This is a genomic window from Lacipirellula parvula (assembly GCF_009177095.1).
In the GTDB taxonomy this organism is placed as follows: Bacteria; Planctomycetota; Planctomycetia; order Pirellulales; family Lacipirellulaceae; genus Lacipirellula; species Lacipirellula parvula.
The window spans coordinates 5,255,721-5,275,317 of sequence record NZ_AP021861.1; the positions used below are offsets into that span (position 1 = coordinate 5,255,721).

The following is a 19,597-nucleotide window of genomic DNA, read 5'->3' on the forward strand; positions in this document are numbered from 1 at the left end:
GACTTTGGCGGCGGTATCAGATCCCGCGTACGACGGGTAGAATGGAGCGTTTTCTGCCCCGCTCCGGCGGGTCGTTGACCCGCGGCTACTTTTATCGAACCCGCTCTGATTCATGTCGCACGATCGCTACGAAAATCCGCTCGAAACACGTTACGCCTCCGCTGAGATGAGCCAACTGTGGAGCGCTCAGCGCAAGCACAGCACTTGGCGGCAACTGTGGGTTTGGCTGGCCGAGGCCGAGGCGGAAATGGGCTTGCCGGTGACGCAGGCGCAAATCGAAGAACTGCGGGCCCACATCCACACGATCGACTTCGCCGCTGCCGACAAGTACGAGCGCGAGTTGCGGCACGACGTGATGGCCCACATCCACGCCTACGGCGACCAATGCCCAACAGCGCGGCCGATCATCCACCTCGGCGCCACGAGCCAGTACGTCAACTGCAACGCCGAGTTGATGCTCATTCGCGAATCGCTCGAGCTCGTCGCGCGGCGTTTGGCGGCGACGATCGATGCGCTCGCTGCGTTCGCCGAGAAGTATCGCGATCTGCCAACGCTCGGGTTCACCCACTTGCAGCCCGCCCAACCGGTGACAGTCGGCAAGCGGGCCGCCCTGTGGTGTTACGACCTCACGATCGACCTTGCCGAAGTCGAGCATCGCATCGAACAACTGAAGGCCCGCAGCACGAAGGGGACCACCGGCACCCAGGCGAGCTTCCTCCACCTGTTCGATGGCGACCACGCGAAGGTCCGCGAACTCGAACGCCGCGTCGCTGCGAAGATGGGTTTTGAAGCGACCTACGCCGTCACCGGGCAAACCTACCCGCGGAAGGTCGACGCCCAGGTGATCGACGTGCTGGCGGGCATCGCCGCGTCGGCCCACAAGGCGGCGACCGACCTGCGAATTCTCGCCCATCGCAAGGAACTCGAAGAGCCATTCGAGAAGCAGCAGATCGGCAGCTCGGCGATGGCGTACAAGCGAAACCCGATGCGCAGCGAGCGGATCTGCGGCCTCGCCCGCTTTGTGCTCAGCCTGCAAGCCAACCCCGGCGATACGCTCGCGACGCAGTGGATGGAGCGGACGCTCGACGACAGCTCGAACCGCCGGCTCGTGCTGCCGCAGGCGTTCTTGGGCGTCGACGCGGTGTTGCTGCTGTACCGCAACGTTGCCGAAGGGCTGGTCGTTTACCCTGAGGTAATCGCCCGCAACCTCCGCGAAGAACTGCCGTTCATGGCGACCGAAAACATCCTCATGGCTGCGGTGCAAGCGGGCGGCGACCGGCAAGATCTCCATGAACGGATCCGCGTCCACAGCCAAGCCGCCGCCGCCGAAGTGAAGCAGCATGGCCGCTCGAACGACCTGCTGGAACGACTGGCCGGCGATAAGGCGTTCGCGAGCGTCGACTTGGCGGAAGCAGTCGACGCTTCGAAGCTCACCGGCCGCAGCGCGGAGCAGGTCGACGAATTCCTGGCGGAAGTCGTGGCGCCAATTCGCGAGCGCTACGGCAACGCTAATGCCGGTAAAGCGGAACTGCGCGTTTAAGCGAGCAGCAAGATTCTCCGCTCCGCTCAGAATGACCGCTCGGGAGTAAACGCACCTGCGGTAGGCCGGCGTTTAAACCAAATCCAGCGGGCTAGCCCGCCGGTGGCGCTTCGTGCTGCATTCCTGGCACACGCCGCTGACGATCAGCCGGTGCCCCGTCACGCGAAAGCGGTGCTCGCGGCCCACGGCGTCGCGGATCCGCTGCAGCTCGTCGCTCTGGAATTCGATGAGCGTGTCGCACATCGTGCAGTGGAGATGGTCGTGCTGAGGGTAGCCGTAGTCGTGCTCGTAAACGGCGCGGCCGCCGAGGTTCATGCGGCGGAGGAGGCCCGCTTCAACTAGCTCGTTGAGGGTGCGGTAGACGGTTGGCCGGCTCACCTTATCCCCGAGCTCCGTCCGCGAAAGATTAGCGATCAGCTCGTCGGCGTCGAAATGGTCGTGACGCTCGAACACATGGTCGATCAGGGCGCGGCGCTGCTGGGTGATCCGCTTGCCGCGGCTTTGGAGGTACTCCGAGAACCGCTCCTGGGGGGAGCTGGAGACCTGAACGGCGCCTAACGCGAAATCAGCTTCCATGACGGGCTTTCGACAGACCTTTCAGTCTCAGGAAGCCACATCCTCGGCAGCTAGTTGAGACACCACAGGGAGAACCAACCCGCATAAATCGCGGAAAACAGAGACATCCGCCGTCATTCAGCGGAGCTTATTGATTCTACCCCATCCGCCGTGCAGTCTCAAGACGCCGCCCCGGCAAGCATATTTGCCGGGGCAAACCGCCCTCGAAAAGCCCCCAACACTTCGCCGCGAGCGTTTAGCCCCGCCGCTTACGCCAGTTCGTCCAGCATCGAATCGAACGCCATCGCCATCTTGTCGGCGGTGTCGTACGTGCCGTCGGCAATCTGAGCCTTCACACGAGCCACGAGGTCGGCGCGGAAGTCGCCGCCGTCAGCAGCACTGAGGGCCGCTTCGGCCGCCGCCGAAAATTCCACCGTGTCGGCCGCCTGGGTGCTCGACGCAGGAGTCGTCGAACGGTTCCAGTGCGGGCCTTGCAGCGATTGAGCACCGTGAAGTTGAGTAGCACCGTAAATTTGCATGATTTGTGTTCCTCGCTCAGCGAGCGTCGTTAGGTCTGCCGGCAGCAGCCGGGCGGCATTCGATCAGGCGGCGTCAACGGTTCGAGTTGAGTTCGATCCGGCGAGCCCAGTCGATGCCTGAAAAGTCATTGTGTACGAGATTGGTCCGATCGCTCAATGTCAGCCTGGAGAGGAGATTGAATTTCCGGCTGAATTCAGCGTTGGTACCCCATTCATCGACGACCTCGGTGCTAGCAGTCGACCGAAATCGTTGAACGTCGGATCAGTACTTAAGCAACTCCTATACCGTCTGCGACTAGGGCGTGGAATGTGACAGTGAGACCGGCGCCAGAATGATCGCAGGCCGCTTTTTCCGCACGATTCGCACGCTAGCGGGACGGGTTGAGACTTTTCGGCGGATGGAGACGTCGCGCTTGACGGTGAACCCAGCGTACCATTTCTACAAACGGCGTTTCCGCCGACATGATTTGGCAGCGAGTTTGGGCAGATTGGCGAGGCGGGAGAAGAGAACCTGCGGCAGCCTTCTAAGCCTCTACTTCAAGCCGTTGCTTCGCACGTTCCGCCAACGCCTCGACCACATTCCGGGCGTGGTCCTTCATTTCAAGCGAGCCCTCCGCCCCAGGCAGTAGCGGCGATCCGAACTCGACCGCCACCCGCAGCCGCCGGCAGCTGCCGATACGTTTCATGTGATCGAGGAACGGTATTTTGAAGTAGTACGCGGCTGGATCCCCGTAGGCGACGCCGATCGGAATGATTTCGGCGTCGCTACGCTGGGCGGCGTTGAACGCGCCCGACTTGAACTCGTGAACGCCGTTTCCGGGAAATGCCGTTCCTTCGGGGAACATCAGAATCCCCTCGCCTCCCGCGAGGGCGTCGGCGATTTGTCGCAGCACAGCGGCGCCGCTGCGGCGTGACTCGCGGTCGACGAACAATGTGCCGATTCGCCTGCCGCCGGCGCCGATGAGCGGCCAATTCGCCAAGTCATGCCGGCTGATCGCGTGCGCGGCAATTACCGACAGCAGCACGGGGATGTCGACGCCCGACTGATGGTTCGCGATGAAGATCCGGCCAACGCCGCGGGCATCGCGGCCAGGAAAGACCTCGCCCTGGTCGGCGTGCGGGCCGCGGGCCTCGACGCGGATGCCGAAAAACCACAGCAGCGTCTTCGCCCAGCGCGGAACCCATTTATTGATAAGGTCGATCCGCGGCGTGCGGCGATGGAGGAGGAAGTTGACCTCCATGCAGCACCAGAAGAAGATCGTCCCCACGACGAACGCGAACAGACGAAACCAGAGCCGCAAAGCCGTCCACCAACGTTTCAGCACGCGCAGCCCCCTACGCCGCGAACAATCGCGATCGGACCGGGGCAGCGGATCGAAAACTCGACAAACGGCATGGGCCGCAGGCTACCACAACCAGTAGCGGTTGCCCAGGACGCCCGCCACCGGGGACGGGGAAGATTGGCCGCTGAGGACGCCGAGTGGGGAGCCCCCTTCCCTGCATCTCCTTTGCGCCTTCGCGCCTTTGCGTGAACTTTTTGTTTTCTAAGGAAGATCTCACGCAAAGGCGCAGAGGCGCAGAGGCGCAAAGAAATACAGGATGAGTGGGAAAGGGTGAGTTAACTTTTGTCGTCTTTCGTCGTGCCCGCCGTGCCGTTGTGGTTCACCCCTTTCCGTATTTCCTTGGCGCACTTGGCGTCCTTGGCGGTTCAATCAGAAGTGCTCAGCGGGCTACTAGAGCCAACGCTGAGTATTACTCGTGCCGCAACGCTTCGATCGGGTCGAGTTGAGCCGCCCGGATCGCGGGGTAGACGCCGAAGGTCACGCCGACGATCACGCTGATCGCGAACGCCAGCGGAATCGACCAGGAAACCATCATCGGCTCCACGGTGCGGACGACCTCGGGCAGCGTCGACATCTGCTCGGGGAACCATTCGAGCAGGCGACCGCGGATGAGGATTGAGATCGGCCGGCACAGGAGCCCGCCGATGATGCCAAGCAAGCCACCGACGACCGACAAGACGACCGCCTCAGCGAGGAACTGCTGCGTGATATCGCGGCGTTTGGCGCCCAGGGCGCGGCGGATGCCGATCTCGCGGGTCCGCTCGGTGACGGTGGCGAGCATGATGTTCATGATGCCGATGCCACCGACCACCAGCGACACCGCGGCGATCAGCCCCAGAAACAGCATGAACATCAACCGCGTCGTTTGGGCCTGCTGCAGCAGTTCGAGCGGCACGGTGACGCCGTAGTCGGCCAGCGTGTGATTGCGGGCAATCGTATCGCGCACCACGTCGACAGTTGGCAGCACGAGATCGCGATCCTTCACTTGGATCGTAATCTGGCTCAACTCTTTGAGATCGCGCTGAAACTGCCCCGGCTTCATCACCACTTCCATGTCGCCCATGCGGGTCTCCATGGTGGTGATCGGGATGTAGACGTCGCGCGAGAAATCCTCAGCCGCGACGGAGCCGCCAATGCCAGCCGAGGGCGCCCGCGACTTCATCACGCCGACGACCACGAAAAAGTGCTCGTCGACCATGATCGTCTGGCCGATCGGATCGCCGTACGGGAAGAGGCGATCAGCCGTCTCGGCCGCCAGCACGCAGAAGTTGCTCTGGTTAATCAGATCGCCGTCGGTGAGGAACCGCCCCAAACTCGGCACGAGTCGCGTCACTTCGGCGTAGTCGGGCGTGCAGCCGACGCAACGGCCTTCGAACTTGCGGGTGCCATGGCGGAACTCGCGCGAGACTTCGCGGATCGGGATCGCCTTGTCGATCGTCGGCACCGTGGCGAGCAGGCGAATGTAATCGTCGCGAGTCAGCCCGTAGCCGGCGTCTTGCACCTCGTCGGCCGACGGCTTGATCGTGCGGACAATGATGTTGCGGGCGCCAAGCCCGGCGATCTGCTCTTCCGCAGCGCGGCCGATCCCTTCGCCGATCGAAAGCAGCCAAATAACGCCCGCGACGCCGATGAAAATGCCGAGCACCGTCAGCGCAGAGCGAAGCGGGTGGAGCAGCAGGCTCTTGATCGAGAGCTTCAGCGTTCGCCACCAGCGCGTCATCGCTTACCGTCTCTCGTCCGTGAGGATGTGGCCGTCGCGCAGGACAATTGTACGGGAGGTTCGCTCGGCGACTTCGTTTTCGTGCGTCACGAGGATGATCGTCCGCCCTTCGGCGTTTAGCGAAGCGAGCAAATCGAGAATCTCGGCGGTCATCACCGAGTCGAGATTACCGGTCGGTTCGTCGGCGAGCATAAACCGCGGGTCGTTTACCAAACTACGGGCGATGGCAACGCGCTGTTGCTGGCCGCCGGAAAGCTGCGACGGGCGGTGATCGAGCCGGTTGCCGAGGCCAACGAGTTTCGCAAGTGCCACGCAACGGTCGCGAGTATCGCCATCGAGCCGGCCGCCGTAGTAAAGGGGCATTTCGATATTCTCGACGACCGTGAGCGCCGGCAGCAGATTGTACGACTGAAAGACGAAGCCGATCCGCTTGGCCCGCGTCTCGGAGAGTTGATCGTCGTTCATCTGAGCGACGTCTTCGCCACCAAGCAGGAAGCTGCCGGCCGTGGGGCGATCGAGGCAGCCGAGCAGGTTGAGCAGCGTGCTTTTCCCTGAGCCCGACGGCCCCATGATGGAGATGTAGTCCCCCTCCGGCACGTCGAACGAGACGCCGCGCAGCGCGTGAACCGTCTCGCCCGACAGGACGTAGTCCTTGCGGAGTTCGCGGATCGAAGCGGCGAGGGTGGCGGTGGCGGGCACTCAGTGAATGGGGAATGTGGAATGTGGAATGGGGAGTCGATAACGGCGCTCTTCACGCCCTAGCCGGCCGTGGGTTCGGTCGTCGTGGCTTCGCCTGATTCGGCGGCGGGCTTCGGCTGCGCTTCGTTCTTCGACGCCACGGCTGCGTCGCCGCCTGCCGCCGGTTTCGCCGCTGGCAGTTCAGGAGTCAGCTTCACGACCTGCTGCTTGCTCTCAGGCGCCAGTTGCGGCAGCTTGACCTGATCGAGATAAGCCCGCGGGTTCATCGCAACGCGATCCCCTTCCGCCAGTCCTTCTTCAATCACGAAGAATTTGTCGTTCGTCGGCCCGACCTTAATCGGCCGCGCTTCCCAATCGCCGTTATTGAACACGAACGCGTAGTAGTCCTTGCCGTGAGCGTAGACCGCCTGCACGGGCGCCTGAATCGCCTCGGGAATCTCCTCGCAGCGGATCGTCACCGACGCAGTCATCCCCGAACGAAGCTCAGCGCCCGGGTCGTCGATCGTCACGAGCGCTTTGTATTCCTTGACGTTCGCCTTCCGCCAGCCGCCCGGCTCGGCGTACTGGTTGATCTTGTCGACGCTGCCGCGCAACGCCCGCCCGCCCGTGCCGATCGGCGAAATCGTCGCCGGCATGCCGGGGCGTACGTACTGAATGAGCGATTCGTTGACGTTGAGCGCCACACGCATCTTGGCGGGATCGGGCAGCCGAATCACCGCTTGCCGTTCGCGAATCACGGCGCCCTCTTTTACCACGAACTCGTCGCCTCCCCAGTTTTCGCGATTGTGGGCGTAGGTGACGGTGCCGTCTTTCGGCGCGACCAGCGTGCACTTGGCAATCTGGTCGTCCATCTCCTTAAGCTTACCCTCTTCCAGCTCCAAGCTGTTCTTGTCCGACTCCCACTTCGCCTTCGCGATGACGATGTCGCTCTCCAGCGTCTTGAGCATCTTCGCCTTGGTGTAGTTGTCGATGACATTGAGCTTCGTCTTCGCGGCGTCGAGTTCCTTTTGCGACTTCTCGACGGCGAATTTGTCGGCTTCCAACTGCAGCTGGTTGATGTATCCCTTCGCGGCCAGCCGTTTGCTGAACTCGTGGTACTCCTCGGCCCGGCTACGATTTTCTTCGGCGACGAACACCTCGCTCTCAATCGTCTGCCGCTCTTGCACGTAGGTGCCGTTGAGATACTCCTCTTTCGCGATCAGCGCGGTCTCGTAGATGTTTCGCGACTGGACGACCAGGGCCGCTGCCGTATTGACGAGGATTTGCTCGGCGGTGCGCTCTTCACGTAGGGCCGAGGAATCGAGCTCAACGAGGAAATCGCCCTTCTTCACGACCGTTCCCTCAGGAACGATGCGGAGAATACTGAGGCCCGGCGTGTTCTTCGCCTTCACCTCGGAGATCACATCGGTGACGCCGGCCGACTCGACCTCGCCGCGCTCGGTAACCGTGAGCGTAAAATCATCGCGCGCCACGTTGTGGAGCACGATGTTGTAATCTTTGGGCCGACCATCGCCGGCGCCCCAGTACGACCAGCCAGCGACGGCGACCAGTGCGACGAGGGCGAGCACCACCCACAGCACATAGCCGCGGCGGTGCGCGACATGCCGTGCACGGGGATGATACTTTGAGTTTTGCAGATCCGCCTGTAACTGCTTCATGATGATCGTTGCGAACGCTGGAGATCAGCCTCTTGAGTCGGCCGATCCTTGGGCCAATTACTCGGCTTCATTATACGAGGCTGGCTGAACGGCGTCATCGCGAACCGCTTCGCCCTCGGCCGTCTGCTTAGCTGAAACCCCGCCATCTCCGTCGCGGGCCGCCCGAGCCTCGTCCGCCGTCTTGAATCCCGGCATTTCGGCCAGGGCCAGGGCGATGCGGCCATCGCTAGCGGAAATTCGGTCGTGCGAAATCCGCTGAGCGTCAGCCGGATTGAGTTCCTTGTAGCCCGCCGCGGGATTCCGCAACGGAACCGGCAACTCGCCCGGCGGCAGCGGACTGTCTGGCGGACCATCTTCCCCCGGCAGCAGCGAATCAGGCATGTCGAGCGGCAACGGCTGAATCTGCTCGGGCTGCGGTTTTGCCAACGGCTTCGCAAGCGTCGGCACGATGTCGGACGAACTGCAGAGTTGCGCCCGAATCGCTACCGCCCCTGCGATGTACGCCGTTAACGGCGCCTCGTGCTCGCGGCGAATGCCAGCCGAGTCGAGTTCCATGACGCCCAGATCGAAATCGAGGGCCTGCCGCTGGACTTCGTAGTTCACCCACACGCTGAGGAAGTCGTTCTGCACATTGAGCAAGTCGGAGAGCGACTGCACCAAGTCGCGAGCCGTCGTGTCGCCGAATTGCGTTTCGACGCCGACCTGCGGCGGTTGTGAAAGCCGCAACTGCGTCAGATCGACCTGTGAGATCGCCACGAGCACGGCGGCGCGGCGAAGCTCGAAGTTGATTTCGTTAAGTCTCGTCTGCCGCAGATTGGCCCGGAGCCCTTGCGCGACGCGATCGCGGTATTGGTAGTAGTTGCGGCGAGCCTGTTGGTACTCAATGAGCGACTGGCGGTAGATGTTCCGCTCGGCGAGCCGCGTCATTGGCGGATCCCATTGCATGCCGACGCGGAGCCGGCCCGTCGTGTCGCGGATGCGGAACGGATTGTCGCCGACGTTGCTGATATCGCCGCTGAAGATGAAGTTCAGGTCGCTGAGCAGCGCGTTGGCATTGAAGTAAATCAGCCGCCACGAATCGACAAGTGCGGCCCGTGCGTTCTGCCAGTCGCGGCGATACGCACTAGCGATCAGAATCGCTTCGTCGTCGGTCAGCTCAACCGGCGGGAAGTAGATCGCATCGAGCCGCGCCGCCGCCTGAACCAGCGACAGTTCGAGCAGCCGGCCCGAAAGATCGGCCATCGAGTCGATCACCCCAGGTAACAGTGCCGCCATGTCGGCAGCGCCGGCCTGGTCGAGCTTGTCGAGTTCCGCCCACACCTGGGCCAGATTTCCCTTGAGCATCTCGTACTCAGCCTGCCGCTTGGCGACGCGACGGTCGAGTTCCTCGACGCTGAACAGTCGCGGATCGATCTGGGCGTTCTGCACTTCCTCGCGACCGGCGAGCGCCCGCAGGTACTCGCGACGTTTGGGCAGCGATGCCTCGACCGCCTTCATGTCGGCCTCCACCGCCATCAACCGCTCGTTGGCGAGCGATTCGAGCGCCACGCATTCGTTGAGCCAACGCTCGAACCGCTGAGCCGCTTCGGGCGAGTTCGGATCGAGCGGGTTCTTCTCATCTTGAAGCCGTTGCCGCAATTCACGCAAGCCGACGAGCGCGTCGGTGACGCGCTCTTCAACTTTCTCGAGCTGAGGATCGAGCAAGTTAAAACGTTCCAGCAGCGGATCTTGGATCCGCACGTCGAGCTCCGGCGGCAATCCTAGCGTGATCTTGAAGCTATCAAGCGTCGTTTGGTAACCAGCCTCGGCGGTGAGCAGCTGGCTCTGCGCGTTGTAAAGGGCCTGGCGCGCGAGGTCGACTTGGAACAAGTCGATGCGGCCGGCATCGTACGACGCTTGAAGTTGCTCGTAGCTGTCTCGCAGCGAGCCGACGTTTGAACGCTGGTTGCGAATCGTCTGCTGCGTTTGCAGCAGTCCCATGAAACCGCCCGCCCCAGCGGCGCCCGCGCCGCCGGTGAAGCCGCCGCCGACGCCCTGGTTGAAGCCGAAACCGCCAAAGCCGCCGCCAAAGCCAAAATTGCCGACGTTGCCGAAGCCGCCGCCGCCGACGCCGGCAAAGCCGTCGAGACCGCTGCCGCCGAAGAAACCGCCGCGTCGCGACGGCCCGCCGCCCGAATCGCGGCCGGTCGCGATGTTGAGGTAGAAGCCGCGGCGATAACGCTCCATTTGCCGCACGTTGGCGAGCAAGGCCCGTTCGGAAATCGTCAGCCGCTCCAGCACTCGCGTCCGCCCGCCGAAGCGCAGCAGTGGCTGCAACAACGAGAAGTCGAGCAGCGTCGTGCTCGTTTGATCATTCGGCCCGGCGAACTGCCAGACAAACGAGTTGGCAACGCCGGTCACGAGTTCGCCGCCCGTCGCCGTGAGCCGCGTGGCGCGGAGGCGATTAGCCGGATTGCTCGGCGAGACGACGAACTCCGTCGATGAGTTTCCGGTGCCCGTCGCGTCACGCCCTTGCGACGTCAGGAACAACGACGTTCCGCCGAAGAACTGCGTATCGAAGCGGAAACGCTCGAAGCTAACGTCGAGCGCCGACAGGTACAGGTCTTCCAGGTTCGATTGGTACTCGGGCGAATCGCGGAGCGCCACCTCGACCGCATTGCGCAAATCAAGCAGTACGCGCCCCGAACCGTCGCGCGGCAAGTACTCCTGCCAGTTCGGATTGTCGACGTACGAGGTCCGCGGCAAGCACTTCCAGCACTTCGAACCCTTCTTGCAGTCGACGCATTCCATGTACCGATGCGACGCCGGATCGTCGGGCGGCTGCGGCTCGACGTCGGGATTATTCGGATCGTACATACGCGAGCGCGGATCGATGTTGATCCGGAACTCTTGCGGATCGGAACCGATGACCGCCGCCTTCTGATCCGTCAGGCAGTACGCATCGGCGTCGGCTTGCTTGCGATAGAATGGGCGACTGCAGCCATTGGCTAGCAGCATCGAGACGACGAGCAGAAGTCGCAGGCTGGTATTCATGCCGCCTCCTCCCGTCGTTCATAGGAGCAAGCAACTTGGCTCACGATTTGGCCGAGCAACTCGCCGGCAGTGTTCGTCACCCGCCACAACTGCCGGCGACGATCGCGTTCATGCTGCACGCGTTCCAGCAGCCCCAAGTGCCGCAACCGCTCGACCGCCCCGCTCACCTGCGCCGGCGATACGACCAGCCGCTCCGCGAGGTCGGCCTGATCGAGCGAACACTCCGCGGCGCCGTTTCCGCTCCCAGACAGGAGCCACAGCAAGCGGAACTCCGGCTCGTTGATCGCCGCGCCGCGCAGCCACGCCGCGATATCGCGACATGCTAGCTTGCCGACGATCGCCTGCCGGCAAGCAGCGTCGACCCGCTCGGCCGCCGTCGGCCCGCTAGCAACGAACGGCCGGAAGCTTTCTTCCAATGAATCGCCGCCAAACGACATGCCAAGTCCCTACCGCCGCGGGAGATGAGTGATAAGAGGCGAGCCAGCGGATCGCTTGCCGTCCCAGCGCGCGGAGTCGAACCGCGGCGGAAACGCTTCGCCTCTAAATCATTCGGCGGTGAATCGTTCGAACTTGAACGATTTTTGGTCTGCCGCATGCAAGCAGGTCTAGAGCGGCCCGCCATTTCACTGCGCGGAAGCTTCGCCGGAGATTGCGTCCTGCAAATCGAACATCGGCTGCTGCTTAATACTGATCAACCCGCCGCGGGGGCGGTCGATGTCGGAGATTAACGAGATCACCAGCGCGATCAGCACCGGCAGCACAAAGCTCGAAAACGTCGTGCGGGCGCCGCTCGCGCCGGAACCGTAGCCGCTCACGTAACAACCACAGCCCGCCACCACGACGAGAATGATCCACACGGCGCCCGGCACGTGGGTGCGGAGGGCGTTCAGCCGCGTCGCGTCGAGATCGATCAGCTCGTTAAGCGACGTGATGAACGTGGCGACCACGGGGTTGGGCGCCTCCTTCGCGGCCGCGACGGCGTGCGTCCAGAGTTCCGCCTGAATTACCGCCGCTTGGTCTTCCGCGGCGAGAATCTCCGTCTCATTCTGCCCCGCTTCGTAATACTCAATCCGCGCTTGGGCGTAACGGCGGAGCAAACTCTTCACGGTGGCGCTCTGCTCGTCCGACAGAAAACCGGCCCGCAAGTACGTCGTACCGATCGCGTTCGCCTCTTCGACGACCAGCGTGCGGCGAGTCTCGTACCGCTGCACCGCCAGCGCGAACGTGAAACCCAGCAACAGCGCCAGCAGCCCCAAGATCGCACCCTGGATGCCTGCGATCTGGCCCTTGCGGGCTCCGTCGTCGGCGCGATGCAGCTTCAAGCCGAAGTGATAACCAAGCTCGGTGACCGCGACGAGCAGCACCAGGCAGACGGGCAGCACGCGCCATTGGCTGGCGAATATGTAACTGAGCGTTGACTCGAGCATGGGTCGGCTTCCTACGCATCGCCACGGTTCCGCTGGGCGACTTCGGAAAAGCATACCTCACGGGCATGCCGCTGCTCCGCCCGCAGAAAATAAGCTATGCCGCCACCTAGCCCCTGGCTCCGCCAGGGGGTCGCCCGCCATTCTTCAAGGCGTTGCGGTAAGCGACGCCACCCCCTGGCGGAGCCAGGGGCTAGAGGAACGCGCGACCGTGTATCGCCAAACTTACGACGGCTCGTACCCCAGATTCGGCGACAGCCAGCGCTCCACCTCCGCCAGCGTCATTCCCTTGCGGCGGGCGTAGTCCTCGGCCTGCTCGCGATCGATCCGATCGACCGCAAAGTACCGCGACTGTGGGTGAGCGAAGTACAACCCGCTGACGCTCGCCGCGGGATGCATCGCCAGCGACTCGGTCAAAATCATGCCGGTCTGCTTCGTGGCGTCGAGCAAGTCGAAGATGATCGGCTTCTCGGTGTGGTCGGGCTGCGCGGGGTAACCCGGCGCCGGCCGAATGCCGCGGTAGCCTTCGTCAATCAGCTGCTCGTTGGTGAACTCCTCACTCACGCCGTAGCCCCAGTCGCGACGGGCACGTTGGTGGAGCCATTCGGCGAACGCCTCGGCCAGACGGTCGGCGAGCGCCTTCGTCATGATCGAGTTGTAATCGTCGTGATCGGCGTCGAATTTCTTTGAGAGCTCGTCACAACCGAGCCCCGTGGTTACCGCGAAGGCGCCGACGAAGTCTTCGATCGGCCGTCCGTTCCCATCGACGGCGCCGACGGGGGCGATGAAGTCGGCGAGCGAGTAGAACGTCTCCTGCCCCTTGCGACGCCACTGTTGCCGCAGGCCGTGGAAGCGAGTCCGCTCGGCCGTGCGAGTGTTGTCGGCGTAGACGATGATATCCTCGCCATCAGCCGCCGCCGGCCAGAAACCGTAAACGCCGCGGGCCTCCAGCAATTGCTCGTCGATAATGCGATCAAGCAGCGCGTTGGCATCATCGAACAGCCGCTTCGCTTCCGTGCCGAGATTCGGATCTTTGAAGATTTTGGGGTACTTCCCCTTCATCTCCCAGGTCATGAAGAACGGCGACCAGTCGATATACGCGCGGAGCTCGCTCAGGTCGACCTTTTTCACTGCTGCGACATCATCGCCGTTCGAGCCGAGCACGGCCGCCGTTGGAGCGGACGATAGGACGCGCGCTCCGATGAAGGCTGGGCGCGGGACGTCGACGGTCTTCCAATCAGTGACGAGCCGCTTCGACTTGGCTTCCGCGTACGGAGCCAAGTCGACGGCCTGTCGCTGCGAGTACGACGCCACCAGTTGCTTCTGCAACTCGCGATTATCCGCGTAGAACTTCTCGCGGGCTTCGGGATTGATCAGCTTTTCGACGACGCCGACGGAACGCGACGCATCGAGCACATGCGCCACGCAGCCGTCATACCCGGGAGCGATCTTCACTGCTGTGTGCTTTGCGCTGGTCGTGGCGCCGCCGATCAGCAGCGGCATCGTCATCCCGGTTCGCTTCATTTCGCGGGCGACATGCACCATCTCGTCGAGGCTCGGCGTGATCAGCCCTGAGAGCCCGATTAGGTCGACGTTCTCTTCGAGCGCCTTTTCCAAGATCCGCTCGCAGGAAACCATCACCCCCATGTCGATCGTTTCAAAGTTGTTGCAACCGAGCACGACGCCGACGATGTTCTTACCGATGTCGTGAACGTCGCCCTTCACCGTCGCTAGCAGCACGCGAGCACGCGGCTGACCGGCGGAACCGGCGGCGGCCTTTTCTTCTTCCATGAACGGCGTGAGGTACGCGACCGACTTCTTCATCACGCGGGCTGACTTCACCACCTGCGGCAGGAACATCTTCCCTTCGCCGAATAGGTCGCCGACGACGCTCATGCCGGCCATGAGCGGGCCTTCAATGATTGCCAAGCACGAGGGATACTTTTGACGGGCCTCTTCGGTGTCTTCGTCGATATGCTTGACGATGCCCTTGAGCAGCGCGTGCTTGAGCCGTTCTTCGACAGGCCCATTACGCCACTCAGCGTCATTCGCTGCGGAACTCGCGCCGGCCCCCTGCCCTTTGATCGTTTCAGCGAAATCGACGAGCCGTTCGGTGGCGTCGGGACGGCGGTTGAGCAGCACATCTTCGACCAACTCTTTCAGCTGCGGCTCAATGTCTTCATACACCGCCAGTTGCCCGGCGTTGACGATGCCCATATCGAGGCCGGCTTTGATCGCGTGGTACAAGAACGCCGAATGGATCGCCTCACGCACCGCGTCGTTGCCGCGGAACGAGAACGACACGTTCGACACGCCGCCCGACACGTGCACGCCGGGGCACTCGGCCTTGATCCGCCGCGTCGCGTTGATGAAATCAACCGCGTAGTTGTTGTGCTCCTCAATGCCGGTCGCGACCGTGAGGATGTTCGGATCGAAGATAATGTCCTGCGGCGGGAAGCCAACTTGCTCGGTGAGAATCTTGTAAGCCCGCTTGCAGATGCGAACCTTGTCGTCCTCGGTGGCCGCTTGGCCTTCTTCGTCGAACGCCATCACGACGACGGCGGCGCCATACTGCCGGCAGAGGCGTGCGCGGCGGATGAACTCCGCCTCGCCATCCTTCATGCTGATCGAATTGACGATCGACTTCCCTTGAACAGCCTTCAAGCCTGTTTCGAGGACCGACCACTTGCTGCTGTCGATCATCACCGGCACGGCCGCGATGTCGTTCTCGCCGGCGATCAGGCGGAGGAACTTCGTCATCACCGCTTCGCCGTCGAGCAGACCTTCGTCCATGTTGACGTCGATCACATTGGCGCCCCCCTCGACCTGCTGGCGGGCGACCTCGATCGCGTCTTCGTATTTCTCGGCTTTGATCAGGTTGGCGAACTTCTTCGAACCAGTGACGTTGGTTCGCTCGCCGACCATCATGAAGTTGCTCTCGGGGCGCAGCGTCATCGGCTGCGTACCGCTGAGGCGCAGCCAGGGCGCCACGGTCGTCCGCTTGTGCGGCTTCAGTCCCGCCAAACGCCGCGAGAACGCTGCGATGTGATCGGGCGTCGTGCCGCAGCAGCCGCCGAGGATGTTTACCCAGCCGTTGTCGGCATACTCGCCGACCATCTTGGCCATCGCCTCGGGGCCGAGATCGAACAGCCCCATCTCGTTCGGCAAACCGGCGTTCGAATGGCAGCTGATCCGCGTCGACGAAACTCCGGCGAGTACCTCGATATGCGGCCGCATGATGTCCGGACCGAGCGCGCAGTTCATGCCAATCGACAACAGCGGGAAGTGCGAGACCGCGTTCCAGAACGCTTCGATCGATTGCCCCGAAACGAACGTCGCCCCGCCCTTGTCGAACGTGCCCGACGCCATCACCGGCACGCGATTGCCCGACTCGTCGAAGTATCGCTGAATCGCAAACAGGCACGCCTTCAGGTTGAGCGTGTCGATGAACGTTTCGGGCAGCAGGATATCGACGCCACTCTCGACCAGCGCCTTCACCTGGGCGTAATACGACTCCGACATTTCGTCGAACGTCGTCCCACGGTACGACGGATCGTCGACCTTGGTGCTGATCGCGGTTTGCTTCGTCGTCGGGCCAATCGAACCGGCGATGAACCGCGGCCGGTCGGGCGTCTTCGCGTTCATTTCCTCAACGGCGACGCGGGCGCACTTCACCGCGGCGGCATTGATCTCAGCCACCAAATCAAGCGGCAGGCCAAACTCCTCCATCCCCACCGGGCTGGCGCCAAAGGTGTTCGTCTCGATGATGTCGGCGCCCGCCTCGAGATACCGACGGTGAATCGCCGTGATCTCCTTCGGCCGGGTGACGCAGAGGATGTCGGCAAAGTTCTTCAGGTCTTTGTCGTGCCCGGCAAAGCGTTCGCCGCGCACGGCGGCTTCGTCCAGCTTCAAATCCTGGATCTGCGTCCCCATGGCGCCGTCGAGAATCAAGATTCGCTCGTCGAGGAGCGTTTCGAGTTGAGCGGTCTTGTCTTCGACAGTCGGAGTCGGCATGGCAGAGTCGGCTGAGGACGGTGGTTGAAAGAACCCTCCATCATATCTACAGGAGACAAGAGCCAACAGGGAGGCCGGAGGTTCGAGGCGGCAAGGCCAGCCATTGGCGCACGGTAACCTCAGCTCCGAAGCTTATTCACCTGGCAGTTGCGGAAGCCTCAGAGAAAAACGAAACCCTGAGGTCCCCTCCCCTTGATGGGGAGGGTTAGGGAGGGGTGGCAGTAGTGGGTACCAGGGTTCCACCCCCTCCCCAGCCCTCCCCTCAAGGGGGAGGGAGCCACAACCTTCTTTGCGGCGCGGATGCGGCAGTCTCATAGCAGTCGCTCACGCATCTTTTGGCTGGACCTTTTCCAGCCGGGTCACCCTCATGAAGTAGATCGCCGCGATGAGCAGCACCGGAGCGCCGCCGATCGAAAGGGCGTAGCAGAACGAATCGAGGAACTCGAGCCGCGTCGCCGAACTGGCGCCAAATTCCTTATAGAGCAACATCGAGACTGAGCCGACGTAGCCCAACGAATCGGCCACATAGATGGCGAAGACGGCGGTGCCGGCGATGCGAGTCGATGCAATCAACCGTTCGAAGAGGACCGAATTATACGGAACATAGGCCAAATACGAACCAAGGCCGATAAGAATCATCCACCAGAATCCGTCGATCACGCCGTGAGTTCGCAACCACGTGGCGACTCCCAGCAGCGCGAGACCGGCGGCGATCACGCCAAATACCGCCAGCAAACCCCGCCGATTGTCGCGGACGAGGTAGATCATCGCCATCGCCGCCGCCACGCCGAGGCCGACCCACAGCTCTGAACGGGTGATGATCGACTTGTTTTGCTCGTAAGCGTACTTAAGCTCGTTGAACAGATCGACGGAAAAGTTATCGCGGTAGTCGCGAAATGCGGTGATGAAGAAGTAGGTCGCAAACAGCAGCAGCAACCCAGGGAAAAACCTCGCGAGAAACTCGATCCGTTGCCGATGGTCCATCGGCTCGCGAATGGAGCGGCTCGCGACGTCGGCGGCATTCGGTTCGGGGAGTTGGTCGAGCAACCACACCGCGACGACGAATGGAATGAAGAAGAGGGCCCCGACGGCGAACGGCATCCAGAGTTCGCCGATCGGCCCGGTGAACGGGTTTGGCAGCGTCGCGCCCAACAACGGCAGCGGATCGCCCGCCAACACCGCGCGGCCAACGTCCTTCACGGCGCCGCTCGCGATGATGAATGAACAGCTTAGCGCCGCCAGCAAAATCTCCGATGTGCGGCGGCCTTCGAGGTACCACACCACGAGCCCCCATACCATGCCGAGCGGCAACCCGTTGAAAAACATCGCAAGCGGCCGCCAACCGTCGGGAACTACGGCGAACAGCAGAAGCGCCGCTTCCGCCGCGACGATCATCGCAATCAGCAGCGGCGCCCGACGCGAGCGGCTCGTCTCGGAGACGAACTTGACGCCAATCCATTTCGCGAGTCCGTACCCAACGATTTGGCCAATGGCGAGCGCGCTCTTCAAACCGAGCGTGCCCACCTCCGCGGAAGCCCGCTCGTAGGTCGCCGACGCGAACGGCTTGCGAAACGCGAACATTGCAAAGTAAGCCGCGAACGAGCAGACGATCGCGTAGCCGTTGAGCACGGCCGGCGGAGCGGCCGCAAGCCAGCGCGTGAGCGGCCGCTGGGAAGCATGGGCGAGAGATGAAGTGGTATCGCGTTCCGACAAACTACGCCCCTCTCCGAACGTTCGGATCCCGCTGGCAAGATGCCTGCGGCTCGCCATCACTTCGCAGCTTGAATCTCGCGCGCCACCTGCTCGGTTGCCCGCATCACCCGCAAAATGTTGCCGCTGTAAATCTTCTTGACGTCCTCGTGGCTGTAGCCGCGATCGAGCAATCCCTGCGTGATGTACGGATAGGTGCTCGCGTCTTCCAACTGCTCTGGTAGCATCGTCACGCCATCGTAGTCGGAGCCGATGCCGACGTGATCGACGCCGGCGATTTTCACGATGTGATCGATATGATCAAGCAGCGTGTGGACCGTCCCGCGGCTGCCGCGGCCATTCTCGGCGTCCCACCGCTTCATCGCCTGTTCGATTTCGCCCTCGTCCTTGATCTTCTCGTCGATCTCGCGCCGGTAAGCCATTCGCTTCACATCGCGTTCCGCGGATTCGGGCACGATGAACGCCGAGAAGAAGTTCACCATCACCACGCCGCCATTCTCGGCGGTCAGCTTCAGCACGTTGTCCGGCACGTTACGCGGGTGGTCGGCAATCCCGCGAGCCGAGGAGTGCGAAAAGATGACGGGCGCCTTCGTGATCCGCAGAGCAGCCTTCATCGCATCGGGCGAGACGTGCGAAATGTCGACCATCATCCCGAGTCGATTCATTTCGCGGACGACCTCTTCGCCAAACGGCGAAAGCCCCCCGCTGCGCGGCTTGTCGGTTCCCGAGTCGGCCCACGCCAGCGAATCGGAATGGGTAAGCGTCATGTACCGCGCGCCGAGAGCGTACAACTGTCGCAGCACGGGAATCGACTCTTCAATCGAGTAGCCCCCTTCCATGCCGATGAGCGACGCGATCTTGCCCGTCTTGGCGATCCGCTCGATATCGTCGGCCGTGAGGGCGAGTTCGAACGTATCGGGATACTGCGCGATCATCGCTTTGACGAGTTCGATCTGCTCAATCGTCGTCGACAGGGCCGCCCCCCGCTTCGAGGTTTCGCCCGGCACCCACACCGACCAGAACTGGGCGCCAACGCCCCCCTTGCGGAGCTTCGGGATGTCAGTCTGCAGCGTCTTCTGCTCTTTTGAAATGTCGAGTTTGTCGAACTGCCCGCGAGCCTGCTGACGCAGTTCCCACGGCAAGTCGTTGTGCCCGTCGATCAGCAGCGTCTCGGCATGCAGCTTCCTAGCTTCATCCGTCAGCACAATCGGCGGCCGCGCGGTTGGTTCTTCTGCATATGCAACCGTTGCCGACGTGAGCGCGGTCAGAACCATGAGGGCGACACTACCAAACGACTTGCGAAGTGAATTCATAGAACCCTCGTGGCACGGTCTGGCGACAGGCGACGCGTCTTGAGATTGA

Annotated in this window: 13 protein-coding genes; 1 reads left to right on the forward strand and 12 read right to left on the reverse strand. The window is 62.5% G+C overall.

Annotation, left to right across the window (positions count from 1 at the left end):
- The first annotated feature begins 112 nt into the window (after positions 1 to 112).
- The gene (gene purB / locus PLANPX_RS20610; protein ID WP_152100549.1) at positions 113 to 1,540 is read left to right on the forward strand and encodes an adenylosuccinate lyase; all 1,428 of its coding nucleotides are present in this window, start codon (positions 113 to 115) and stop codon (positions 1,538 to 1,540) included.
- Positions 1,541 to 1,612: 72 nt separating this feature from the next.
- Here purB and PLANPX_RS20615 read toward each other — a convergent pair whose 3' ends face one another.
- From PLANPX_RS20615 to PLANPX_RS20670, 12 genes are all read right to left on the reverse strand, one after another.
- Positions 1,613 to 2,116, reverse strand: coding sequence for a Fur family transcriptional regulator (locus PLANPX_RS20615; protein ID WP_152100550.1), 504 nt, complete (start codon positions 2,114 to 2,116; stop codon positions 1,613 to 1,615).
- Between the two features lie 248 nt (positions 2,117 to 2,364).
- Positions 2,365 to 2,634, reverse strand: coding sequence for a flagellar biosynthesis anti-sigma factor FlgM (locus PLANPX_RS20620; protein ID WP_152100551.1), 270 nt, complete (start codon positions 2,632 to 2,634; stop codon positions 2,365 to 2,367).
- Between the two features lie 524 nt (positions 2,635 to 3,158).
- Positions 3,159 to 3,959: a lysophospholipid acyltransferase family protein gene (locus tag PLANPX_RS20625; RefSeq protein ID WP_152100552.1), complete on the reverse strand. Its 801-nt coding sequence runs from the start codon at positions 3,957 to 3,959 to the stop codon at positions 3,159 to 3,161.
- 427 nt (positions 3,960 to 4,386) lie between these two features.
- A complete protein-coding gene (locus PLANPX_RS20630) occupies positions 4,387 to 5,697 on the reverse strand; it encodes an ABC transporter permease (protein WP_152100553.1) in 1,311 nt (436 codons plus the stop codon).
- Positions 5,698 to 5,700: 3 nt separating this feature from the next.
- Positions 5,701 to 6,396, reverse strand: a complete 696-nt coding sequence (locus tag PLANPX_RS20635) for an ABC transporter ATP-binding protein (protein ID WP_152100554.1) — start codon at positions 6,394 to 6,396, stop codon at positions 5,701 to 5,703.
- Between the two features lie 59 nt (positions 6,397 to 6,455).
- Positions 6,456 to 8,054 (reverse strand): efflux RND transporter periplasmic adaptor subunit, encoded by a 1,599-nt coding sequence (locus PLANPX_RS20640; RefSeq protein ID WP_152100555.1) that lies wholly within the window; start codon positions 8,052 to 8,054, stop codon positions 6,456 to 6,458.
- Between the two features lie 57 nt (positions 8,055 to 8,111).
- Entirely contained in the window at positions 8,112 to 11,087 is a 2,976-nt protein-coding gene (locus PLANPX_RS20645) for a TolC family protein (protein ID WP_152100556.1), read from the reverse strand.
- On the reverse strand, positions 11,084 to 11,524 hold the full coding sequence (locus PLANPX_RS20650) for a MarR family transcriptional regulator (RefSeq protein ID WP_152100557.1): 441 nt from the start codon (positions 11,522 to 11,524) through the stop codon (positions 11,084 to 11,086). The genes PLANPX_RS20645 and PLANPX_RS20650 overlap by 4 nt, the downstream gene beginning before the upstream one ends.
- 186 nt (positions 11,525 to 11,710) lie before the next feature.
- Positions 11,711 to 12,514, reverse strand: coding sequence for a hypothetical protein (locus PLANPX_RS20655; protein WP_172992214.1), 804 nt, complete (start codon positions 12,512 to 12,514; stop codon positions 11,711 to 11,713).
- 222 nt (positions 12,515 to 12,736) lie between these two features.
- Positions 12,737 to 16,525, reverse strand: coding sequence for a methionine synthase (gene metH / locus PLANPX_RS20660; protein WP_152100559.1), 3,789 nt, complete (start codon positions 16,523 to 16,525; stop codon positions 12,737 to 12,739).
- 324 nt (positions 16,526 to 16,849) lie between these two features.
- Positions 16,850 to 18,238: a DUF5690 family protein gene (locus tag PLANPX_RS20665; RefSeq protein WP_152100560.1), complete on the reverse strand. Its 1,389-nt coding sequence runs from the start codon at positions 18,236 to 18,238 to the stop codon at positions 16,850 to 16,852.
- A 56-nt stretch (positions 18,239 to 18,294) separates the two neighbouring features.
- Positions 18,295 to 19,548, reverse strand: a complete 1,254-nt coding sequence (locus PLANPX_RS20670) for a dipeptidase (protein WP_232536205.1) — start codon at positions 19,546 to 19,548, stop codon at positions 18,295 to 18,297.
- Positions 19,549 to 19,597 lie beyond the last annotated feature (49 nt).